The organism is Sorangium sp. So ce145, from assembly GCF_051525985.1.
Taxonomy (GTDB): domain Bacteria; phylum Myxococcota_A; class Polyangia; order Polyangiales; family Polyangiaceae; genus Sorangium; species Sorangium cellulosum_B.
Genome location: NZ_CP150315.1, coordinates 3,609,598 through 3,632,231 on the forward strand (window position 1 = coordinate 3,609,598; position 22,634 = coordinate 3,632,231).

Genomic DNA, 22,634 nt, shown 5'->3' on the forward strand with positions numbered 1-22,634 from the left:
CCCTCCTCTGCGCCCCCGGTCAGACCGGCGGGCGGCGTGCAGGCCGCTTCTCCGTGCGGGCTACGCGGCCCGACGCGAGCTGCCGCCCTTCCGCTTCGCGGCCTCCGCCTTTCGCACCCTGGATTTGCCGCCTTCTTCCGGCGCGTTTCTGCCGTTCTTCGCGCCGTTTTTCGCGCGGTCTTTCGCTTCGTCGTTCGCGGCCTTCTCGCCCTTCTGTCCGAGGCTCTTCTTGAGCAGCGCGATGAGGTCCACCGTGCCGGTGGCGCGGCGGTGGCGCTCTTCCTCCACAGGCTCCGTGGGCGCCGTCGTGCGGCCGGATTTCACCTTCTTCTCGATGAGCTTCATCACGTCGTCGCGGTACTCGTCCTTGTATTTCTCCGGCTCCCACGCGGTGGCCATCTCGGCCACCAGCCGCTCCGCCATCTCCAGCTCCCGCTTGCCGAGCCCCTTTCCCTGGGCGTCCATCTCGGGCAGGTCGAGCTCCTCATCGGAGCGGAGCTCGTGCGCGAACCGGAGCAGGTTCAGCACGAGCCCTCTGCCGTGCGGCCTCACCGCGGCGATGTGCTCGCGCGTCCGGATCACGACCTTCGCGATACCGACCTTGCCTGTCTTCCGCAGCGCCTCGCGCAGGAGGACATACGCCGTCACCGGCGATCGCTTCTTGCCGTTCTGGGACGCGGGAGCGAGGAAATACGGCTTGTCGTAGTAGATCGGGTCGATCTCCGAGGCGTCGACGAAGTCGAGGATGTCCACGGTCTGCGTCGCCTCCACGTTCGCGCGGCGCAGGTCCTCGTCGGACAGGACGACATACTCGCCCTTCTCGTAGGGATAGCCGCGGACGATATCGTCCCAGCTCACCGGCTCGCCCGTCTCCCGGTTCACGCGCTCGTAGCGGATCGGCGCCATGGTGCGCCTGTCGAGCTGCGTGAAGTGGAGCTCGTCGGGCTCCTCGGCGGGGTAGAGGGCCACCGGGATCTGCACGAGCCCGAAGCTGATACTCCCTTTCCAGATGCTGCGAGGCATGTGCGCTCCTTCGACCCGGAAGGCGACCCGAGGGGCCCGCGCCAGGTCCGTCATGGCGAGCAATGCAAGCCGGCGGCCGACGACGCGTCCTCGCGCATCCTGCGCCGCGCGCCCGTCCTGGCCGCCTGGGGGCCATCGCGGATCCTGCGCCCCCTGCCGCGCGCCGCCACGGCCGAGGTCGCGTTTCGCCACGGCGGACCGGGCGCGGCGGTGATCGGCGGTGATCGCTGCCCCACGCGCCGTCGCCCGCAGTATATAACCGCGCACGACATGCCTCGGCGTTCCCACGACCTTCACGGCGCCGCGCCGGACGACAGCCGGACAGCGCTGCTCCTCATCGACGTGATCAACGATCTGGACTTCCCGGGAGGCGACCGGCTGCTCGCCCACGCGCTCCCGATGGCGCACCGCATCCGGGCGCTGAAGCAGCGGTGTCGCGACGCCGGCATTCCGGCGGTCTACGTGAACGACAACTTCGGCCGCTGGCAATCCAACTTCCACCGTCAGATCGAGCACTGCCTGGAAGAGGGCGTGCGCGGCCGCGAGATCGCGGCGCTGCTGCGGCCTGGAGAGGACGATTATTTCGTGCTCAAGCCCAAGCACTCCGGCTTCTACGGCACCACGCTGGAGATCCTGCTCGAGTCGCTCGGCGCGCAGACGCTCCTCCTCACCGGCATGGCGGGGAACATCTGCGTCCTGTTCACGGCGAACGACGCCTACATGCGCGATTACCGGCTGCTCGTCCCGTCGGACTGCGTGGCCTCCGAGACAGAGGAGGACAACGGCCACGCGCTCCGGCAGATGCAGCGCTTCCTCAAGGCCGACATCACGCCGTCGGACGAGCTCGACCTCGAGCGGCTGCCCGCCTGACACCGGCCGATGCGCGGCGTCAGGCGGGCAGCTGCCCGAGATCACGTGGGGTGACAGCGCGTCACGCTCAGGCGACGGCCCTGTGCTTCGACGAGATCCCCTCTTCGGTGAGGACGGCGACGTCGGTCGCGCCGCCGCGCTCGAGGATCTGCTTGGCGAGCGCGCGCTCGTTGCTGTCCTCGACGTGGACGGAGATGAGGATGTTGCCGCCCTTGATCTTGCCCTCGTACTGCTTGGCCTCGACCTCGGGGATGCCGAGCCCGATCAGGGCGCCGGTCACGCCGCCGAGCGCGGCGCCGGCCGCGGCGCCGCTCAGCGCGGCCATGATGGGGCCGGCCGCGATGAACGGCCCGAGCCCCGGGATGGCGAGGGCGCCGATGCCGGCGAGCAGCCCGATGGTCCCGCCGACCGCGCCGCCCGCGCTGGCGCCCGCCGTCGCGCCCTCGGGCGCCTTCGTGTGCTTCTCGTGCGCGAAGTCCCGCGTCCCGTGCTTGTCGGGGAAGAGCGCCGAGATGTCGCCGGTCATGAAGCCGGCGCGCTGGAGATCGCCGACGATGATGTCTGCCTGAGCGAGCGTGCTCACGAGGCCAAGGACCGCTTTCTTCGTTGCCATGGTGTCTTCCTTTCGGACCGTTCGTGTCGGTTCAGTCAACGTCGACTTCGAGCTGGTTATCGACCCTCTGCACACCCGGGATCCCGAGGGCGATGGCGGCGATGTCGGCCTTCTCCTTGTCGCTCTTCACCGGGCCGCGCAGCGTCACCACCTGCCCCGTCGTGATGATCTTGACGTTCTTCGCGCTCATCGAGAGCGTGTCGTTCGCGATCACCGCCTGCCGGATCTTCTGGGTGATCGTGCGATCGGCCTCGTTCTCGCCCTGGTCCCCGGGGGTCAGCGCGGCGGGATCGCGATCGCGATCGTTCTTGCCTGTGTTGTCGGCGGCCGTCGGCGTGGGGTTGTTCGCCCGCTGGGCGATCTCGCCCGGAACCGCGGGATTGCCGTCCGAGCGAGTCGTGCCTTCCGCTCGATCGCAGCCGGCCGCAGCGGCGATCGAGAGAGGCAGCAGCAGGACGAATTTTGCTGTGTTCATGCCCGGCACCCTCGCAAGGCCCGGGCCATCCCCTGGCGGAGAGCGCCTGTCGGCGCGCGGTCGTGGCCAGGGTGGAGCATGATCCCCGTCACGCCGATGGATGAGATCCCTCTCTCCACGCCGTGTCGTGGGCGGCTCTTCCATCGCGGCGCCGCGCGGCAGGCAAGCTCATGACTGGATAGAGGCCGGACTGCCCCAAGTGGGGCGAACTGCCCCGTGCCGGTGATGTCAGAAGAGGAGAAACAACGCTATCGGGCGGAGGAAGGTGCGTGTGTATGCCTGTGACGGACGCCGTCCAGGGCGCCAGTCGCCAGCGTCCGATCGGGCCCGCGCTCGCGCTCGGGGCGCTGGAGGAAGGGCTCAGTCGTCGCGGGCGCCTTTCGGCCGTTCGGTCGTGCGTGCGATCGGCGATTCGATAGGCCGTTCGATAGGCCGTTCGATCGGCCGTTCGATCGGCCGTTCGATTCCGAGCCGCCGCAGCTTCCGGTAGAACGTCGCCCTCGACATGCCCGCCTCGCGCGCGGCCTGGAGCGCGTTCCAGCCGGTCCGCTCGAGCGCGGCGAGCAGCGCGGCGCGCTCGTCGCGGGGCGGTCGCGGCGCGCCGCGGCCGCCGCCTTCCTGCGCGCGGGGCAGGTCCACGTCGTCGGGGCCGATCCTGCGGCCGTCGCACAGCACGACCGCCTTCGTGATCACGTTCTCCAGCTCGCGCACGTTGCCGGGCCAGCCGTGCTGGCCGAGCCGCCGCAGCGCCTCGTGGGACAGCTGCGGCGCCGGGCGGCCCAGCTGCTCGGCGGCGCGGCGCACGAAGTGGAGCGCGAGCTCCGGCAGGTCCTCCAGGCGATCGCGCAGCGCGGGCAGCCGGATCTGCACCACCGCGACGCGGTAGTAGAGGTCCTCCCGGAAGCGCCCGCGCGCGGCCTCGGCCAGGAGATCGCGGTTCGTCGCGCAGACGAGGCGGAAGTCCACACGCACGGCCTCGGCGCTGCCCACCGGGCGCACCTCCCGCTCCTGGAGCACCCGGAGCAGCTTCGCCTGCACCTCGAGCGGCATCTCGCCCAGCTCGTCGAGGAAGAGCGTGCCGCCGCGCGCCGCGACCACGAGGCCGGTCCGGTCCCGGTCGGCCCCCGTGAACGCGCCGCGGACGTGCCCGAAGAGCTCCGACTCGAGCAGCGCGGCGGGGAGCGCGGCGCAGTTGATCCCCATGAACGGGCCGCTCTTCCGCGGGCCGGCGAAGTGGATGGCGCGCGCGACGAGCTCCTTGCCGGTGCCGCTCTCGCCCGTCACGAGCACGTTGACCGGCGCGTCGACAACGCGGTCGAGCGTCGCGAACACCGCGCGGAGCGCCGGGCCGCGCCCCACGATGGCGCCGTAATCGTAGCGGTGCTCCAGGGCCTGCTGGCGGACGAGCACCTGCTCCTGCAGCCGGTCGATCTCCGCGGCCTGGCCGCGCAGGAGCTCCTCGACGCGGCGCCGCTCGGCCTCGAGCTCCACGGTGCGGCGGCGCAGGTCGTCGACGAGCCGCGCGTTGCGCAGCGCGAGCGCGACCTGGTCGGCGAAGGCGAGGAGCAGGTCGACGTCCTCCGGCGCGAACCGCGCGCGCCGGAAGCGGTTGTCGAGGTAGAGCGCGCCGAGCACGCCGTCCGGCGAGCGGATCGGCACGGCGATCACGGACCTGAGCCGCATCGCGTGCACCGACGCGTGCTCGTGGAAGCGCGGATCTTCCTGGGCGTCCACGGTGACCACGGGCTCCTGCGTCGCGATCGCGCGCTCGGCGATGCCGTAGCTGAACTTGAGGTGGCTCCTGCCGACCTTCTCCCGGTCGACGTTGCGCGCGACCGCCACGCGCAGCTCGCCGCCCGGCTGCTCGATCAGGAGGAACCCGCGCTCCGCGGCCGTGAGGTCGATCGCGGCATCCATGGCCATCGCGAGGATGTCGGCGATCTCGACGGAGGAGTTGAGCCTGCGGAACACCGCGAGGAGCCGCTCGAGCTTGGCCGTGCGCTCCGCCGCCGGCGGCGCCGCGGCCTCGGTCGCCGCGGGGGTGCGCGCCGGCTGCGCCGCGCGGCGCCGGGGGTGGGTCCAGAAGGCGTGCTGCAGCGCCTCTGGCAGCGAGCGCGCCATGGCGGTCCAGGCGGCGGCCGCGCGCTCCCGCTGCGCCGCGGCGGCCTCCGGCTCGCCTGCGAGCTCGTGGGCTTCGGCCAGCGCCAGGCGGACGTCCGCGGCGAGGTCGGGCTGCGCCGCGCGCTCGGCGAGGCCCAGGGCACGCTCGAGGCGCTCCCGGGCGGCGGTGAGATCCTGACCGAGGTTGAGCTGACCGAGGTTGGGGCCGCCCTGACCGAGGTTGGGCTGACCGAGGTTGGGGCCGCCCTGACCGAGGTTGGGCTGACCGAGGTTGGGCTGACCGAGGTTGGGCTGACCGAGGTTGGGCTGACCGAGGTTGGGCTGACCGAGGTTGGGCTGACCGAGGTTGGGGCCGCCCTGACTGAGGTTGGGCTGACCGAGGTTGAGGCCAGCCTGACCGAGGTTGGGCTGACCGAGGTTGAGGCCAGCCTGACCGAGGTTGGGCTGACCGAGGTTGAGGCCAGCCTGACCGAGGTTGGGCTGACCGAGGTTGAAACCGCCCTGGTCGGAATCGCCCTGACCCAGGTTGCCGTCGCCCTCGCTGTCGAGCAGCGCGAGCCGCCCCTCCAGCAGCGCCGCGCGCGCCCCGAGGTCGGGCGCCTCCCGGGTGGCGCCGTGCTCCCGCGCCCGGCCCAGCGCGGCCCGCGCGTCCCCCACCGCGCCCCGCGCGAGGTGCGCCCGGCAGAGCTCCAGCTCCTCCTCCACCACCTCCCGCTGCGCCCCTTGTGCCTCGAAGCCGCGCCGCGACCGCTCGAAGCAGCGCGCCGCCTCCTCGGCGTCGCCGCCCGCGAGCGCGCAGTCCCCGAGGACCGAGGCCGCCGCCGCCGCGAAGAACGGCGCGCCCCGCCGCGCGGCCTCCGCCTCCACCCGCGAGGCCACGCGGGCGGCCCGCTCGAACGCCCCCACGTCCGCCCAGAGCTTCGCCAGATCGAAATCGAGGACGAGGACCAGGTCCGCCTGGCCCAGGGCGGAGGCGAGCCGCGCCCCGCGCTCGTAGGCGGCGAGCGCTTCCCCGAGCTCGCCCGACTGGTGGCACGCCGTACCCACGTTGAGGCTGCAGCGCGCGACCAGGTCGCCGAGCCCGTGCTCCTCCGCGGTCGCCAGCGCCTGCCGGTACCCGACGAGCGCCGCCTCGACCTCCCCGGCCCGGAAGGCGTCGATCGCCTGGTACGACAGCGCCCGCACCAGCGCCCTCGGCGCCTGCCGATCGCGGTGCAGCCCGGCGGCGAGCCCGAGGTGCAGCCCAGCGAGCCGGCGCTCCCCGAGGTAGCTCGCCGCGACGCCGACGTCCTCGTGGAGGCTCGCCAGCACCTCCGGCTCGTCGCACCACGCGAGCGCCGGCTCGGCGCGGGCGCGCGCCTCCGCGTGGGATCCGAGCCGCAAGAGCGCCCGGCTCGCCAGATCGGCGAGCCCCGCGCGCTCGCGCGGCGTGAATGACGACGCCGAGCCCTCCCCGCCGGCCTGCTCGCTCCGCTCGGCCTCGTCGAGCCGCGCGAGCGCCGCCGTGGGGTCGCCCAGCTCCAGCAGGCACGCGCCCAGCCGGACGAGGGCCTGCGCGCGCCGCGCGCCGAGCCCTCCGGCCTCGTCGCTCGCGAGCAGGTGCTCCAGCACCTCGCGCGCCCGCGCCGCGCGCCCGACGCGCTGGAGGGTGGACGCGATCTCGAGCCGCGCCTCCGCCGACGTCGCCACCTCGAGCAGCGCCTCCGCGGCCGCGCCCCACGGCCTCGGATCCGCCTCGCGCTCCGCGCGGCGCTCGAGGAACAGGCGCTCGGCGGCGGCCGTGTCGCCCGACAGCGCGAGGTGCAGCACCCGCTGCTCGGCATGCGCCGGCAGGGCGGCTGCCGCCCGCGCGTGCGCCGCGCGGACCGCCTCGCCGCCGAGGGCGCAGAGGAGGGCGGCGATCGGCCCGGCGCGCGTCAGCGTCCACCCCCCCGCGGTGCGCGCGGCGACGCCGCGGGCGGCGAGCTCGGCCAGGTGCGCGACCGGGAGCCCGAGCGGCGGCAGCTCCTCGTCGGCGATCGCGCCCCCCTGCACGGCCAGCGTCGCCACGGCGTCCCGAAGCGGCCGACCGAGGCCCCGCAGCCGCAGCGCGTAGCGCGCGCTCGCCCCGGGCGTCGTCGCGTCGAGCCCGGCCACGTCCCCGCTCTCGGCGAGCCGCCCCGCGATCACCACGAGATCGGCGGGCCACCCCGCGCTCGCGCGCAGCACGACCTCCGTCGCGTCGCCCAGGCCGATGTCGTCCATCCAGCGCTGCACCGCCTCGCGCCCGAGCGGCGGCAGCGCGACCTCGCGCGCGCTCCGCCCCGCCTCGGCGGCCACCGCGGCGAGCGGCGCCCGGCCGCCGCCGTGCGGGACGCGCTCGGCGGCGAGGAGCAGGACCGGGTCCTCGGGGCCGAGCAGGCGGGCGAGCGCCTCGAGCATCTCCCGGTCCGCCCCGCTCACCTCGTCGGCGTCGTCGAGCACGAGCACCAGCGGCCCGGCCCCCGCCCCCGCGTCGCCTCCCCGCGCCCGCGTCAGGCGCTCGTGCGCGCGCAGGGCGCCCAGCGCGCCGGCGGGGAGCGCCTCCTCGCCGGTCGCGCGGCGCAGCATCGAGGCCACCGGCGCGCTGGCCCTGGCGAAGCCCTCCACGGCCTCCATCCGGAGCTCGGCGCTCCACGTCGCCTCGCGCAGGAGGCGGCTCTTCCCGCAGCCTGGCTCCCCGGCGATCACGCAGACGCGCGGGCCGCGCTCGCCTCGCTCGAGCGCGGCGAGCGCCTCGGCGACCGCGCGCATCTCACCATCGCGCCCGACGAGGTGGGGCGGCTCCGGCGGCGGCGGGGCCACGGCGCGCGGCGCGGCGCCCACCCAGTCGAGCACCTCGCCCGCGTCGGCCGGGCGGTCGCGCGGCTCGGACCGCACGAGGCGCTCGACGAGCGCGCCGATCGCCTCCGGCAGCGGCTCCGCGAGCAGCGGCGCGATCGCCTCGAGCGTGCGGCCGAGCGAGAACAGGTCCGCGCGCCCGTCGGCCGGCTCGCCGCGGATCACCTCGGGCGCGAGGTAGCCCCGGGTGCCGGAGACGCCGTCGTCGGGCCTCCCCCCGAGCCGCGCCGCGCAGGACAGATCGATCAGGACCGCACGCCCCGAGGCCCCGACGAGGATGTTGGCCGGCTTCACGTCGCCGTGGCGGATGCGCGCGCGGTGGAGGAACCGCAGCGCATCGAGCACGTCCACGATCGCGGCCCGCGCCTCCTCGAAGCGCCGGCCTGTCACGTACTCGTCGAACGGCGCGCCCAGCACCGCCTCCGACGTGAAGTAGAAGCGCGGCTCGCCGGTCTCCCGCAGCATGCCGAAGTCGAGGACCCGGACGAGGTGCGGATGGAAGAGCCCCGCCAGCATCCTGAACTCGCCGCGGAACGCCGCCCGCTCCGCCGTGCGCGCGTGGCCGAGCAGCTTGAGGCACAGGTCCCGCCCGAGCGCCTCGTCCCGCGCGAGCCACGCGGTGGCCAGGCCCCCCCGCCCCAGGGGGCGGATCAGGCGGTAGCGGCGGGCGAGCAGGGTCCCTTCGGCTTGGCTCACCCGCGCAGTGTCTCATGGATGTGCCATCTGAGACAGTGAGACACTCGATGAGACACTTGTGCCTCGCATTTCACGACGATTTCCGTCCTTTTTCATTCGGCACCAGGTTTGCTCTAATGGCCGGCATGGCGATGCGGACGACATACGGACACCGAGGACGGCGGGGCGCGCGCGTCGCGACGCTCCTCGGAGCGCTCGTTGGCGGCTGTGTCGTGAGCCCGCAGCCGAGCCCGCCGGTCCACGAGCCGATCCTGGACACAGGGCTCGTCGGCGTGTCGGGCGACCCCCAGGTCTTGCGGCAACAGGTCTTCCTCAAGGGCGAGCCTGGCGCGGTCGAGCCGGCGGAGGGCGTGGTCGTGGTGACGAACCTCGACAGCGCGGACGCGCCCGTCATCGCGGAGATCAGCCGCGACGGCAGCTTCGTGGCCGCGGTGGACGCGTCGACGGATCAGGTCCTGCGGATCCAGGTGAAGCAGGGCGAGCGCCGGTCGGAGCCGGTGGATCTGCAGCTCACGGGGGAGCCCATCAGCGCGGCGCAGACGATGCTGGCGCACCTGCCTTGCCTCACGATCGAGCCCGCTTCGTGGGTCTCGCTCGAGGTCGGCGAGAGCGACGTGGTCGTCCGCAACACGTGCGCCGAGGACGTGTCCATCGGCGCGCCGCGCCTGCGCCGCGGCGCGGGGCCGTTCGGGTTCAGCCCGGCGGAGGCGTTCGTGGTGCCGGCGGGCGAGTCCGCCGTCGTCGCGGTGCGCGCGGACGGTGAAGGGGTGGAGCGCGAGGACGTGCTCTTCCTCGAGGTCACGGCGCCCGAGCCAGGGCGCCGCGTCCTGACGCTGACGCTCCCCGACTGAGCGGTCGGGGAGACGAACATCGAACTCGCGCGCCGCGCTCGCCTTACTGCGCGCGGCGCGAGGCGCCCTTCCTCTGGAGGGGAGGGGCTCGTGGATGTCTATTGCCTCGCCGGTGACGGCGGGGCTCTTTTGGAGGAACCCATGAACGTCCAGAATCGTATCAAGAGCAGCCGTATCGGATCCTTCCTCTGGCTCGCGCTGTCGATGTTCCCGCTCGCCGCGGGCTGTCATGTGGAGATCGCCGACGACAGCACCGCGTCCGACGCGGCGGAGGTGAGGGGCGGCGGCGGGCAGGGCAAGGCCTGCGGCGGCCTCCTCGGCCTCTCCTGCAAGAAGGGCCTCTTCTGCGACTACGAGCTCGACGCCATGTGCGGCGCGGCCGATCAGACGGGCACCTGCCAGCCCATCCCCGAGGTGTGCACGAAGGAGCTCAGGGAGGTCTGCGGCTGTGACGGCAACACGTACAGCAACGAATGCATGGCGAACGCGGCGGGCACGTCGGTGTCGTCGATCGGCCAGTGCGCGCCTCCTCCGGGCGACGTCTGCGGCGGCCTCCTCGGCCTCTCCTGCAAGGAGGGTGAGTTCTGCGACTTCGCGCCGGACGCCCAGTGCGGCGCGGGCGACATGACGGGCACCTGCCTGCCCACGCCGGGCGGGTGCACCAAGGAGTACGCCCCCGTCTGCGGCTGTGACGGGAACACGTACGGCAACGCGTGCATGGCGAACGCGGCGGGCGTCTCGGTCGCGTCGAAGGGCGAGTGCGCGCCGCCGCCGTCGGAAGGCAAGGCGTGCGGCACCCGCGGCGGCTGGACGTGCGAGAAGGGCGAGTTCTGCAACTTCCCGCCCGAGGTCGAGTGCGGCGCGTGGGACGGGCCGGGGGTCTGCACGCCCATCCCGGAGGCGTGCACGTTCGAGTACAACCCGGTCTGCGGCTGCGACGGCCAGACGTACGGCAACGCCTGCGCCGCCGCCTCGGCGGGCGTCTCGGTCGCGTCGAAGGGCGAGTGCGCGCCTGCTCCCGGCAAGATCTGCGGCGGCATCGCGGGCTTCGCGTGCGAGAAGGGCGAGTTCTGCAACTACAGCATCGAGGCCATGTGCGGCGCGGCCGATCAGACGGGCACCTGCGAGACCATCCCGGAGGCGTGCACGGAGCAGTACGACCCGGTCTGCGGCTGCGACGGCCAGACGTACGGCAACGCCTGCGCCGCCGCCTCGGCGGGCGTGTCGGTCGCGTCGAAGGGCGAGTGCGCTGAGCGCCGGTAAGGCGGTATCGTAGGCGCCGCCCGCGCCGCGCGTCGCGTGACACCCCCATCGCGCGACGCGCGGCGCGGCGGCGCCGCCCTTGACCGGCTCCGGGCCGGTTCCCTAGCATCCTGCCGTTCATGAGCGCCGCTCGATCCCAGACAGCGTCGACGCTCCTCCTCGACGAGCACTTCGAGGCCGGCGACGACCGGTTCGTGGACGAGGTGCTCGCCTCGGAGGCGGGCCGGAAGCTGAAGGCGCTCGCCCCGCGCTGGTACGAGGACCGGCGCCCGTTCGCGCGCCGCGCGCTGCTCCGCTACATCGACGACGGCTGCGACCGGCCGCACCACCGCGGCCTCGTCAAGGTCCTTTACAAACTCGCCGAGCAGGCGGGAGATGACGAGATCGTCGGCCGCTTCATGGTCGCCTTCGATCGCCTCGTCCGCCGCAAGCTCGTCAAGGTGACCCGCTACGACTGGGTGACCAGGACCTCCAGCGACGAGCCCTGCCTCGTCAGCGACACCGGCGCGCCGGCCAGCCTCCCGCAGGGCGACGTCGCGTCGCCGCGCTTCTCGATGCGGACGCGCCACTACCTGCGGCGCCGCGCGTTCCGCTACTTCCGGCGGCTCGGCCGGCGCGACGCCGCCCGCTACGGCCGCGCGATCCGCGCCGCGCTCGCGCTCTACCGCGACGAGCACCTCGACAGACCCGAGCGCCTGCTCGACGCCTGGGGGCTGCTCCACGCGCTCTACTGGGGCTCGCCCGCCCTCGAGCGCCTCCCGCGCGGCGTCCGCCTCGCGGAGGGCGCCGCCCTCGCCGAGCTCGAGCCCGCGCCGATCTACCCCGAGGCGTGGCAGGGCGCCTTCGACGAGGTGCTCCGCCTGGCCACGGCCGCGAGGAGCCGCACCGTCCGGGCGTTCGCCGTCGGGCTGCTCGAGCGCGGCTACGCCGCCGAGCTCCGCGGCCTGCCGCTCGCCCGCGTGCGCGCGCTCCTCGAGAGCCCGCACGACGAGGTGCGGACCCTCGCCGCCGGCCTGCTCCGGCAGATCCCGGGCCTCGGGAGCCTGCCGATCGCGGACTGGCTCTCGCTGCTCCAGACCGAGAACGCCGCGGCGCTCGCCTTCGTCTGCGAGGCGGTGGTCGAGCACGTCTCGCCTTCGCGGCTCTCGCTCGCCGAGTGCGTGGCCCTCGCCTGCGCGCGCGCCGCGCCTGTCGCGGAGCTCGGCCTCCGCTGGGCGAGGACGAAGCCCGTCGCGACCGCCGCCGATCTCGACACGATCGCGCGCCTCGCGGCCGCGGTCGCGCCGCGCGTGCGGGAGGAGGCGGTCGCGTGGCTCGTCGAGGTGCTCGGGCGCTCGCCCCACGGCCGGGCCGAGCACGTGCGCGATCTCCTCGACTCCCGCCACGAGGACGTCCGCGCCCGCGCGCTCGAGCTCTTCGAGGCCGACGCCCGCTTCCGCGACGACACCGGCCTGTGGGCCGCGCTGGCCGAGACGCCGCACGAAGGCGCGCGCGCCTTCCTGATCCGGCACCTCGCCGCGCGCAAGGCGGCCTTCTCGCCCGAGGCGCTGCGGCACGTCTGGGCGGCGGCGCTGCTCGCCGTCCACGGCGGCGCGCGCGACAAGCGCGCGGTCGTCCGGCAGATCGCGGACCGCGTGGTCGCCCGGCCCGGCGAGGCGGACGCGCTCCTGCCGCTGCTCGGCGTCGCGCTCCGCAGTGTGCGCGCGCCCGAGCGGCGCGCCGCCCTCGGGGCGCTCGCCCGCGCCGCGTTCCGCGCCCCCGCGCTGCGCGACGCCATCGCGCGCAGGCTCCCCGAGCTCCGGCTGTTCGAGGGGGAGGACGCGGCGTGAGCTTCGATCTCCGCTACCTCGGCACGAGCGGCATGAAGGAGCTCGGCGGCGGCGCCGCCCTGAGCTTCGCGCCCAACCTCGCGCGCCCCAGGGTCTTCTTCGACGGCGAGCTCGCGCGGCCGGTGCGCTTCCGCGAGGCGATCAGCGCGCTCCACGACGTCGTCGTGGGCGACCTGCGGCGCCTGCCGAAGGATCGCTCCGCCCACGAGGCGTGGAAGCAGCAGGAGGCCGAGCGCGAGGCCCGGCTCCGCCGGGAGCTCCACGGCGAGGCCATGAAGGCCGAGCTCGCGCGCCTCGGGAGCGCACCGCGGCCGCCGAACCTCGAGGCCGACTTCCGGAAGATGCACAAGCTCTACTGGGGCGCGCGCGTCCGCTGGGCGAACGAGCTCGCGCGGAGCGACCCGCAGCTCTTCCGCCACCTCGTCCCCTGCGATCCGGTCGTGACCGTCGCGCCCGATGTCGTCTTCTTCGAGTGCTTCTCCAAGAACGAGTCGAGCTACGGCTGCCTCTCGGTCGATCGCGACGCCTTCCGGGGCGCGCAGGACGCCGGCCTCGGCACGACGAACGTCGACTACTCGCTCGCGCTCTACGAGCACTTCCAGACGCTCCGCAGCTACCGGCCGACGCGGCTCCTCGTCGATCCGACCGGCTTCGAGGTCGCGGTGGAGGGCCGCGGCGACTACCGCGAGGAGAAGATCGATCTCCCTCCCTCGTGGCTGCGCGGCTTCGGCCAGCTCCAGGCGGCGATGTGCCTGCCCTGCCGGAGGATCGACGTCCCCGTGGAGGCGGTCTACTCGCTGCTCGCGCACCTCGATCGGCACCGCGAGCGCACGGGCCCGCGCAGCCTGCGCTTCCAGCTCACGCCGGGCAAGGCGCCGATCCTGGTGCTCGACCCCTGGGGCGTCTCTATCCCCTGCCGCGGCGTCACCTGCGACGATGTCCCCGTGGCCGTGGGGCCCGCGGCGGGCGCGGGTGGGCTCGGCCCGTACCGCTCCGGGGCGCCGAGGGGCGCGCCGGCGGCGGAGGTGACCGAGGAGATCAAGGTGTGGGGGAGGCGCCGCCTCTCGGTGCTCGCGCGGCTCTTGCCGCTCGCCGATCGCATCGAGGTGCGGCTGCTCGGCTCCGGGTTGCCGAGCCTGTGGATCGTCTTCATGGGCGAGATGCGCTTCACCCTCGCGCTCTCGGGCTGGACGGCGAACGACTGGACCTCGGGCTCTCACCTCGACGTCATGGCGGACGCCTTCACCCCGGACGCGCAGCTCGCGGACCGCGTCGCGCGCCACCTCGAGATGGTGCGGCGCGCGTCCTACGGCGAGCTCGCCGTGTCGATGGGCGCGCCGGACGGCGCGCTCCGCGGCGCGCTGCACCTCGCCGCGAAGCAGGGGCAGGTGGTTTACGACCACGCCGCGGAGTGTTATCGCTGCCGCCCGGTGATGCCGGTCGCCCTCTCCGACGCGCTGCTCGGCCCCGAGCCCCCGGAGCTCGCGGAGGGCCGGCGCATCGCCCGGGGCGGCGTGGAGATCGCGCGGGAAGAGACCCTCTCCGGCGGCCGCCGCGTCGTCATGGCCAGGGCCAAGGCGACGAGCTGCGAGCTGCTCCTCGACACCGACGGCGCGATCAAGAAGGCGAAGTGCAGCTGCTCGTACTTCTACAAGAACCGGCTGCGCGCGGGCCCGTGCCGTCACCTGCTCGCGGTCAAGCTCCACCTGTCCGGCCGCGGTGACGCGGCGCCGTCGCTGCAGCCTCCGGAGCCGCCGGGGCAGGCGGAGGCCGGCTCGCGCGGCCCGCGGGCGACGACGGCCGCCCCGCGGGGCGAGGCCGTGCCGTTCCCCGCGGAGCTCCTCGTCGAGATCGAGCGCGCCGCGGCCGCCCAGCGGGCGGGGCTCGCGGAGATCGTCGAGGCGTCGTGGGATCTCGCGTTCGAGCGCATCCAGGGCTGCCGCTCCTGGGTCGAGGCGCTCGCGCTCGGCGGCCCGGAGGCGGAGCGGGCGCTCCGCGCGCGCGAGCTCCGCGCGCCGGTCGTCAGGACGCTCCCGGTCCACGCGGACGTGCTGGCCGAGATCCGGCGCGTCGCTGACCAGTTCAAGGCGAGCCCCGCCGCGGTGGTGGGCCTCGCGTGGCTCGTCGCCAGGCGATCGACGAAGTGAGGTTCACCCAGCATCCGAGTGTCCAGCCCTGCAAGGAGATCCGTCCGCTCGAGCCCAACATGCTGCGGCGCTCCGCCGTGGTGGAGGTTGTTCTTCCATGCATCCCCACCCCCGATGTTCTTTGGGCGCCTTTAGCACCTGCGCGGTTCCACTCAGAGGGACCTGACGGTCCTGGAACCGCGCAGGTGCCCGGCGCCTGGGTGATCGGGCGTGGTCACGAGCAAGTAGTCGGGCGGGCGGGCCTCCTTGGAGGGCTGGACCGGGTGATAGGGTACTTTGGCCGAAGGTGGGGTCTTTTGAACCGCCAAGACGCCATGAGACGCCAAGAAAAACACAAAAAATCTTGGCGTCTCATGGCGTCTTGGCGGTTCCATGATTCTGGCAAGGTGGGGTAAATACCCCACCACCCTGGACCGGGTGCTGTCCCGAGGAACGGTCGAATGGGCTTCTGGGATAAGCTGAAGTCGATGCTCGGCCTGGGCGGGGCGGAGCAGGGCGAGCGAGCGCCGGGCGGGGTCGAGGCCGAGCAGGCCCGGCCGGCGCAGGCCGGGCCCGCGGCCGCCACGCAGCCGGCCGCCCGCGCGGGGCAGCCCCGCGTCGCGACGGGCGCGAAGCCGCGCCCCGCGGACCCCTACGACGGCGGCGGGATCCTCGGCCTCTCCGCCGACGAGCTGCGCAGGCGCGCGCTCAAGATCAACCCGCGCCTGACGGCCTGGATCGGCCGCGTGGACACGATCCCGCCGCAGAGCGACGAGCGCACCGCCCTCATCGATCGGGGCCTTGTCCTGCGCGGCCTGCTCACCGAGGCGCAGCTCGCCGAGATCCACCGCGTCGGCGATCTCTGGCTCAGGCACAAGGACGCCGCGGCGCTCGCCGGCACCGTCGCGGCGCGCTCGGCCGACGAGGCGATCGAGCGGCTCAAGCGCGAGAAGCTCGCGCGCAAGGAGGAGAAGCGGCGCCAGAGCGCCGAGCGCAAGCGGCAGCGGGCCGAGGCGGTCGCGCGCCGCCGGGCCGAGGACATCCTCTTCCTGGGCACCGACGTCTCGGCGGGCCTCGCGGACCGGCGCTCGCACGTCGAGTCGCTCGCCCAGCGCGGGCTGCCCGTGCTGTCCACCCCGGCCGACCTGGCCGCGGCCCTCGGCGTCGCCGTCCCGCGCCTGCGCTGGCTCTGCTTTCACGGCGAGGCCGTCGAGCGCCCGCACTACGTGTACTTCGACGTCCCGAAGCGCTCGGGCGGGACGAGGCAGCTCGCGGCGCCCCACGCATCCCTGGCCGCGGCGCAGGCCTGGGTCCTGCGCGAGATCCTGGAGAAGCTGCCCGTCGAGGCGCCCGCGCACGGCTTCGTGAAGGGCCGCTCCACGGTCACCAACGCGCGCCCGCACACGCGCCGCGACGTGGTCGTGAACCTCGACCTGTCCGATTTCTTCCCGACCATCACGTTCCCGCGGGTGCGCGGCGTCTTCCATCGGCTCGGCTACTCTCCGGCGGTGGCCACGCTCCTCGCCCTGCTCTGCACCGAGGCGCCGCGGCGGCCGGTCGAGTACGACGGGCAGCGCTACTGGGTCGCTGTCGGCGATCGCGCGCTGCCGCAGGGCGCCTGCACGAGCCCGGCCCTCTCGAACCAGATCGCGCGGAAGCTCGATCGCCGCCTCGCCGGCATGTGCGCCCGCGCGGGCTTCACGTATACGCGGTATGCGGACGACCTCACCTTCTCGGCGCCCCCGGGCAAGCGCGGCGACATCGCGATGCTGCTCGCCCGCGTCCGCCACATCGTCGAGGAGGAGGGCTTTGCCATCAACCCGGACAAGGGCCGTATCCAGCGCGCCGGCGGGCGGCAGGTGGTGACGGGCGTCGTGGTCAACGACAAGCCCTCGGCGCCGCGCGAGGAGGTGCGCCGCCTGCGCGCGATCCTCCACGCGGCGAAGAAGACCGGGCTCGCCGCCCAGAATCGGAGCGGCGTCTCGGACTTCGAGGCGCACCTGCGCGGCAGGATCGCCTATGTGCAGATGATCGATCGCGAGAGGGCCGCGCCGCTGCTCGCGGCCCTCGACGCGCTCACGGGGTGAACGCGGCGCATCTTCGTGCCGCGTCGTTCGGCTCGCTGCGTGGTACGTTCGTATGCTTCACTCGCCTGCCCAGTGCTCGTCAGGCCTCGTCCGCGAGCGCTCGATCATCACGACTTGGACTCGACTCGTCCGAGCGGCTTGGCTGCGCCCGCCAGCGCGCTTTGTGCTTCGTGCCAGGCGGGGTCTCCGGGGTAGAGCGCGGTGCGGAGGTAGGCCCGAGTCAGGAGCTGGACAGCAGTCACGCGCTCGGGGTTCTCGTCGGTGGTCTCGGCGAGGTCGTAGCCCGCGACGCCCCCCAGCCCGTGCCCTGCGTCGACCAGCATGAGCAGCGACTTGGGGCCTGGTGAGAGGAAGTAGGGATCAGCGTGCCAGGCGGCGCCTGCGGTCGTCAGGTGGGGAGAGCCGTCTTTGTCGCCGGCGACCACGAGCGCGGGCGTCGTCATGGTGGAAAAATCGATGTTCGCGAAGAATGGGTAGTTCTCTGCTGCGTACTTGCTGAGGGCGTCGCCTCGGCCGGGCGCGGCGAGCAGCACGCCCGCCTTGATCCGCGGCTCGGCGACGCTCACCTCGCTTCCGTCGTGGGGATTCACGTGGCGCGCGCCGAGCAGCACGCTCGCGGTGTGCCCGCCCATCGAGTGGCCGAGGACGGCCACCTTGCTTCGATCCACACGCCCGGCGATCGCAGGGACGGCGCGCTCGATCGCGTCGAGCTGGTCGAGGATGCGGCTCATGTCCTCGGCGCGCGCGCGCCAGAAGAGAGGCGCATCGGGGTGGTCCGAGCCTCTGAAGGGCAGCGTCTTCGAGTCGAGATGCGTGGGCTGGATCACGACGAAGCCGTGCGCCGCGAAGTGGTTGGCGAGCGGGGCGTAGCCGTGGAGGGACGAGACGAAGTTGGAGGGGCCGTGGCCGTGCGAGAGCAGCAGGATGGGCAGCTCGCTTCCGGTCACGGGCGCGGAGACGCGCACCTGGAGATCGACGGGGCGGCCGGGAGCGGGCAGCGCGATGGGGTGGATCGAGAAGACCTGCGCGGGTGCGCTGGCGGCGTTCGCCGCGGGAGTCGGTTGGCTCATGATGTGGAGTTCCTTTCGGGGGTTCGGCCCCGCTCATCGCCTTGGTAGCTCCCGCCACCGCTCTCTCATTGGAAGGACCGGACATTTTCGGAGCGCTCGCTCCGCCTCGGCTTGAACGATCGCAGCCGGCGCGCGACACTGCGACGGTGCTGCACACGACGGACACCGCGGCGACGTTCTCGCTCTCGCGCTTCGTCGAGGGCGTTCACTCGCTCCTGCCGGTGGGCGGGCACACACGTCATGAACGGCTGCCCGACGGACGAACGATGCTCGTCTTCCGCGCGCTCGAGGGAGGCCGGAGAGGCGATGTGTGCGTCGCGGGGCCGCGCACGCGCGCGCTGTTCAAGAACGCCGGCGGCGTGGCGCGGGCGATCAGCATCCAGTTCAAGCCAGGCTGGTCGGCGCCGCTCCTCGGCGTGGCCGCGAACGCGCTGACGGATCGGATCGTCCCGCTGGAAGACATCTGGGGGCGCTCGGGCGGCGATCTCTGCGACCAGCTGCTCGCGGCGCGCAGCCTGCCGGAGCTCCTCGACCGAGTGTCTTGCGCCATCGCCCTTCGTGCCCGCCAGACGTTCGAATCGGCATCGGCGCGGCTCGCGCGCCGCGCGGTTCGCTTGCTCGAAGGAGGCGAGGTCCGGGTGGAGAGCGCGGCGGAGCGGCTGGGCGTCACGGCGCGGCATCTCCGCCGTGCGTTCACCGAGAGCGTCGGCGTCTCGCCGAAGGATTTCGCGCGCACCGTTCGCCTGCAGCGTGCCGTGCGGATGGCAGCGACCTCGAAGGACTGGGCGCGTATTGCGAGGGACGCGGGCTATTACGACCAAGCGCACCTCATCACCGACTTCCGGGAGCTCGTCGGGCTCACGCCGGGCGCCTTCGTGAAGCGAGCGGCCGACGACGGTGCCGCGAGGCGACTTCTCGGCCCATTTCTGGGCTGATCGATGCGAGCGGCGCGCTCGGTACCGCCCGTGGCGGTGCCGTACGTCCAGGCGATGCCGCCCGGCGCCCATTGCCTTAGCTCGACGTGTTTTCTCATGCCTTGAGCGCTCCCCCTCTCCAGCTCCCGGTCGCCTCCAGCCCCAGCGTTGTTGCAGGCTCGTACAGCGGCCATGTAATGTCCGGCGCCATGAAACGTCGTCTCGCGGGAGCGTCGGGAGCGTCGATCACCGTTCTCGCGCTGAGCTGGGCGATGATCTCGTGCGGCGCCGCCGTCGGTTATTCCGACGACTGCGCCGAGACCTTCAGCTGCGAGCCGCCGCCGTCCTCCCCGCAGCCGTGTGCCGGCGATCCCGCCACTACGCCAGCGAAAGAGGAGTGCGGCGTCTTCGTCGCCGGCCACGGAGACGACGCCCGCGCGGGGACGAAGCAAGAGCCCGTGAGGACGTTGCAGCACGCGGTCCAGAAGGCGCTGCTGGAGGGCAAGCCGCACGTCTACGCGTGCGCAGAGGACTTCCACGAGGCGGTGCGCCTGCCGTCGGGCGTCGAGATCTGGGGAGGCCGCGCCTGCGAGCGCGAGGACTGGGCCTACCTCGGCGCGGACCACCCGACCGTCGTTGCGCCGCCCGCCGGCCTCGTGCCGGTGCTGGTGCATGCGCACGGCGCCGTCCTCTCGGACCTCTTCATCGACCGGAAGTCGCTGCTGTTCGGCGTGCGGCTCGTGGCGGCGGATGCGATCGAGCCGGGCGGCTCGTCGATCGCGCTGATCGTGGCGGACGACGCCGAGTTGAACGTCGCGTGGAGCGAGCTCATCCCGGGCGACGGCGCGCCCGGCGCGCCCGGCGAGGACGCCCCGCTCGAGGTCGCGGAGGACGGCGCGCCTGGGAACCACGGCGCCGCGGTCTGCTCGGCGGAGACCGTGCACGGCGCCTTGCCCGCGGAGACACTCTGCCCCGGCGGCGTCACGTCCATCGGCGGTCGCGGCGGCGTCGGCCGTCGCGATGCCGGCGGCGACGGCGAGAACGGGACGGTTGACGATAAGACGCCCGCGGTCGATCCGCCGGAGGGCGGGCAGAGCGGCTCGGGTGGGCTAGGTGAAGCCGGCGCCGACGCGTGTACCGCGGGCCAGGACGGGCGGGACGGCGTCCAGGGCGCGGCGGGCAAGGGCGGCGCGCGAAGCGCCGCGCGCGTCAGCGTCGTGGGGTGGCACGGCGACTGGGGAGTCGCGGGGACTCCTGGGACACCGGGCGAGGGCGGCGGAGGCGGCGGCGGCACGCGGGGGCGCGGCGTCTGTCAGAGCACGGAGCCCCAGGGCGGCGCATCCGGCGGCTCGGGCGGCGGCGGCGGCTGCGGTGGGCGCGCGGGCGGGGGCGGGCAGTCGGGCGGCTCCAGCATCGGGGTCGTCGCCGTGAACGCGGTCGTCGTGATTCAGCACTCGAGGATCCTCCTCGGGCATGGTGGCGACGGCGGACGCGGCGGACGCGGCCAGGTCGGCGGGTACGGCTGGCCGGGTGGCTACGGTGGAGAAGCCGGGATGAACGGGGGACAGCCCGAATATGCCTGCGATGGCGGCCGTGGCGGGGACGGCGGCGCCGGCGGCCCCGGCGGCGGCGGGCTCGGGGGGTACTCCGTCGGTGTTGCCCGCCTGCTGGGCGACGTGAGGCTCCAAGAGAGCGCCGTCGTCCAGCTGAACCAGGCGGGCATGGGAGGGAAGAGCGGCGATCCCGACTCACCGTCCGGCCTAGGAGACGACGGCCTCGTCGCGGATGTCTGGACGGTTGCGGGAATCGCCGCCCAGGAGGAGCCGCCGCGCTGAACCGCGGGCTATCCGACTCGAATCGCCGATTCGCGAGGGAGACCGATGAACCAGAGGACGTTGATGGGGGCGACAGTGCTGTTGGCGCTCGCCTCTGCGGGGTGTGGAACGGCCGGCCGCTGCGACGGCGGGGCGTGGTGTGGTGGGGCAGCACCGGCGGAGGCCGACTGCATCGAGGCGCTCGCCGCGCACAGGGCGGTGGACGGGTGCGGTGTCTTCGCGGACTCCCTCGCCGAGGGAGGGAATGGCACCATGGCGAGCCCGGTGGACTCGCTGGCGCGCGCGATCGAGCTCGCTCGCGCGGGCCGGCGCCGCGTGTTCGCGTGCAACCAAGCGAATTTTTGGGAGAGCGTGACCCTTCCCTCGGGAATCGATATCCACGGTGGGTTCGATTGCGATGACGGCTGGCGGTACGAGGGGGACGCGCTGCGGACGCGCATCTGGAATGCGCACGACGTAGGAGACCCGCATACCATCGTGCCGAACGAGGGCGAGCGCCAGGGACTCGACGACGGCGTCACGACGCTCACGGATATGAATTTCCAGCTGTTCGGTAGCATGCCGCCCGGCCAGACGGCGATCGGGATGCGCGTCGCGTCGAACGCGGTGGTGGAGCTGGTCCGGAGCCACATCATCGTCGCGGAGGGCGGGGCGGGGCTCCCCGGAGATGGATTCCGCACGGACGCGCGCGAGCGCGCACGCGACGGCGCAGACGGGAATCCAGGGGGCGACGCCTGCTCGGCCGACACCGTGCCTGGCGGCGCTCCGGTCACCACCGTCTGCGAGGACGGCTCCGAGTCCACGGGCGGCAAAGGGGGCGATGGCCGTGCGGATCGCGGCGAGGCCGGGAGCGATGGGACGCCGCTTCCAGAGCCGAACCCTCGCAGCGCCGGCCTCGGAGGCGCCGGGGGGCGGGAGGGCTCCGCGTGCGAGCGCGGGAAAGACGGGCAGTCTGGGGAGATCGGCGCGGACGGCAGGAGTGGGCGCGGCCCCGGGCGGATCAGCCGAGCTGGCTGGGTGGGTGAGAGCGGAACCGACGGAAAGCAGGGCGGGAACGGAAGGGGCGGGGGCGGGGGCGGAGGCTCTTTCGGCGGCTCGGCCGCGTGCGGTGCGTCGCTGCGCGGCGGTGCCTCCGGCGGCTCCGGCGGCGCCGGCGGATGTGGCGGCCAGGGGGGCCGCGGGGGCGCCTATGGGGGCGCGAGCATCGGCATCCTCGCCCTCGACGGCGCCAGGGTGACGTTGCGCCAGGTCGCGATCGAAACGGGCGACGGCGGTGATGGCGGCGATGGGGATTACGGACAGGACGGCGGGGTTGGCGGGCGGTGGGGAGGGATAGGACAACATCCGGGAGACTATCGTAGGGCTTGCGACGGTGGCTCAGGTGGCTGGGGCGGTCGCGGCGGCAACGGCGGCGCCGGGACAGGGGCGCCGTCGATCGGCATCGCCTACGTGGACGAGGAGCAGCTCACCTTGGAGGACGTCGCCTTCTTGATCGGCGCTCCGGGCAAGGGAGGCCTGACCTACAAGCCGGACGACGACAAGGGGGACGACGGGTTCGCCGTCGAGATGTACCGCTTCTCGCCGTGAGCGCTGCCGGCATCGCGCCCGTCGGGCTCGTTCGGGATGGGGCAACCGGCGGGTGGAAGCGGTGGTGGAGCTCATCGGGCAAGCGGATGCCGGCGGGTCTCCGCCGGATGACGACAAGTTCCACCTCGGATGACGATGAACCCCCCGTTGGATGACGGCGGGTACCAGCATCGATGACGACGTCTCCGGGCCGGATGACGATGGCTCGCCGCCCGATGCCGATGGGTTCCGGTCGGATGCCGGCGGGCTGCGGCCGCATGCCGGCGGGCCCCAGGCCCGATGCCGATGTCTCGGGGTCGGATGCAGATGGCTCCTGGGCGGATGACGACGACGTCCACTTCAGATGACGATGGCCCCCTCCCGGAACGACGACGCCCTCCGCCGCGATGCCGACGATTCCGCGCCGCGTGCTAGC

General features: G+C 73.4%; 14 protein-coding genes. 9 read left to right on the top strand and 5 right to left on the bottom strand.

Annotation, left to right across the window (positions count from 1 at the left end; all coding sequences use genetic code 11):
- Window positions 1-60: 60 nt before the first annotated feature.
- A complete protein-coding gene (locus WMF34_RS13850; protein ID WP_012235296.1) occupies window positions 61-1,023 on the bottom strand; it encodes a Ku protein in 963 nt (320 codons plus the stop codon).
- A gap of 270 nt (window positions 1,024-1,293) precedes the next feature.
- Here WMF34_RS13850 and WMF34_RS13855 point away from each other — a divergent pair, with 270 nt between their 5' ends.
- The gene (locus WMF34_RS13855; RefSeq protein WP_044968429.1) at window positions 1,294-1,893 is read left to right on the top strand and encodes a cysteine hydrolase family protein; all 600 of its coding nucleotides are present in this window, start codon (window positions 1,294-1,296) and stop codon (window positions 1,891-1,893) included.
- Between the two features lie 67 nt (window positions 1,894-1,960).
- Here WMF34_RS13855 and WMF34_RS13860 read toward each other — a convergent pair whose 3' ends face one another.
- From WMF34_RS13860 to WMF34_RS13870, 3 genes are all read right to left on the bottom strand, one after another.
- Complete coding sequence (locus WMF34_RS13860; protein WP_012235298.1) at window positions 1,961-2,506, bottom strand: hypothetical protein; 546 nt, start codon at window positions 2,504-2,506, stop codon at window positions 1,961-1,963.
- Window positions 2,507-2,537: 31 nt separating this feature from the next.
- Window positions 2,538-2,981 (bottom strand): BON domain-containing protein, encoded by a 444-nt coding sequence (locus WMF34_RS13865; RefSeq protein ID WP_012235299.1) that lies wholly within the window; start codon window positions 2,979-2,981, stop codon window positions 2,538-2,540.
- A gap of 360 nt (window positions 2,982-3,341) precedes the next feature.
- Complete coding sequence (locus WMF34_RS13870) at window positions 3,342-8,657, bottom strand: sigma 54-interacting transcriptional regulator (RefSeq protein ID WP_437993563.1); 5,316 nt, start codon at window positions 8,655-8,657, stop codon at window positions 3,342-3,344.
- A 212-nt stretch (window positions 8,658-8,869) separates the two neighbouring features.
- On the opposite strand from WMF34_RS13870, the gene WMF34_RS13875 reads away from it, so the two are divergent.
- From WMF34_RS13875 to WMF34_RS13895, 5 genes are all read left to right on the top strand, one after another.
- A complete protein-coding gene (locus tag WMF34_RS13875) occupies window positions 8,870-9,508 on the top strand; it encodes a hypothetical protein (RefSeq protein WP_437993564.1) in 639 nt (212 codons plus the stop codon).
- A 141-nt stretch (window positions 9,509-9,649) separates the two neighbouring features.
- Window positions 9,650-10,771: a Kazal-type serine protease inhibitor family protein gene (locus WMF34_RS13880; RefSeq protein WP_437993565.1), complete on the top strand. Its 1,122-nt coding sequence runs from the start codon at window positions 9,650-9,652 to the stop codon at window positions 10,769-10,771.
- Between the two features lie 119 nt (window positions 10,772-10,890).
- A complete protein-coding gene (locus WMF34_RS13885) occupies window positions 10,891-12,600 on the top strand; it encodes a hypothetical protein (protein WP_437993566.1) in 1,710 nt (569 codons plus the stop codon).
- Window positions 12,597-14,747 carry an SWIM zinc finger family protein gene (locus tag WMF34_RS13890; RefSeq protein WP_437993567.1) on the top strand — a complete coding sequence of 717 codons (2,151 nt, stop codon included), beginning with the start codon at window positions 12,597-12,599 and terminating at the stop codon, window positions 14,745-14,747. Before WMF34_RS13885 ends, WMF34_RS13890 begins: the two co-directional genes overlap by 4 nt.
- Window positions 14,748-15,187: 440 nt before the next feature.
- Window positions 15,188-16,813 (top strand): reverse transcriptase family protein, encoded by a 1,626-nt coding sequence (locus WMF34_RS13895; protein WP_437993568.1) that lies wholly within the window; start codon window positions 15,188-15,190, stop codon window positions 16,811-16,813.
- 107 nt (window positions 16,814-16,920) lie between these two features.
- Here the strand turns inward: WMF34_RS13895 and WMF34_RS13900 are convergent, their stop codons facing one another.
- Window positions 16,921-17,883, bottom strand: coding sequence for an alpha/beta hydrolase family protein (locus WMF34_RS13900; RefSeq protein WP_437993569.1), 963 nt, complete (start codon window positions 17,881-17,883; stop codon window positions 16,921-16,923).
- Window positions 17,884-18,029: 146 nt separating this feature from the next.
- Here WMF34_RS13900 and WMF34_RS13905 point away from each other — a divergent pair, with 146 nt between their 5' ends.
- From WMF34_RS13905 to WMF34_RS13915, 3 genes are all read left to right on the top strand, one after another.
- A complete protein-coding gene (locus tag WMF34_RS13905; protein WP_437993570.1) occupies window positions 18,030-18,818 on the top strand; it encodes a helix-turn-helix domain-containing protein in 789 nt (262 codons plus the stop codon).
- 188 nt (window positions 18,819-19,006) lie between these two features.
- A complete protein-coding gene (locus WMF34_RS13910) occupies window positions 19,007-20,632 on the top strand; it encodes a hypothetical protein (protein ID WP_437993571.1) in 1,626 nt (541 codons plus the stop codon).
- A gap of 45 nt (window positions 20,633-20,677) precedes the next feature.
- Window positions 20,678-22,219 (top strand): hypothetical protein, encoded by a 1,542-nt coding sequence (locus WMF34_RS13915; RefSeq protein ID WP_437993572.1) that lies wholly within the window; start codon window positions 20,678-20,680, stop codon window positions 22,217-22,219.
- Window positions 22,220-22,634: the final 415 nt, after the last annotated feature.

Bases quoted from the DNA above. Each gene is read 5' to 3' on its own strand.
- WMF34_RS13860 (WP_012235298.1), bottom strand. From the start codon at position 2,506: ATGGCAACGAAGAAAGCGGTCCTTGGCCTCGTGAGCACGCTCGCTCAG.
- WMF34_RS13900 (WP_437993569.1), bottom strand. From the start codon at position 17,883: ATGAGCCAACCGACTCCCGCGGCGAACGCCGCCAGCGCACCCGCGCAG.
- WMF34_RS13855 (WP_044968429.1), top strand. From the start codon at position 1,294: ATGCCTCGGCGTTCCCACGACCTTCACGGCGCCGCGCCGGACGACAGC.
- WMF34_RS13880 (WP_437993565.1), top strand. From the start codon at position 9,650: ATGAACGTCCAGAATCGTATCAAGAGCAGCCGTATCGGATCCTTCCTC.
- WMF34_RS13850 (WP_012235296.1), bottom strand. From the start codon at position 1,023: ATGCCTCGCAGCATCTGGAAAGGGAGTATCAGCTTCGGGCTCGTGCAG.
- WMF34_RS13910 (WP_437993571.1), top strand. From the start codon at position 19,007: ATGAAACGTCGTCTCGCGGGAGCGTCGGGAGCGTCGATCACCGTTCTC.
- WMF34_RS13865 (WP_012235299.1), bottom strand. From the start codon at position 2,981: ATGAACACAGCAAAATTCGTCCTGCTGCTGCCTCTCTCGATCGCCGCT.
- WMF34_RS13885 (WP_437993566.1), top strand. From the start codon at position 10,891: ATGAGCGCCGCTCGATCCCAGACAGCGTCGACGCTCCTCCTCGACGAG.
- WMF34_RS13915 (WP_437993572.1), top strand. From the start codon at position 20,678: ATGAACCAGAGGACGTTGATGGGGGCGACAGTGCTGTTGGCGCTCGCC.
- WMF34_RS13895 (WP_437993568.1), top strand. From the start codon at position 15,188: ATGGGCTTCTGGGATAAGCTGAAGTCGATGCTCGGCCTGGGCGGGGCG.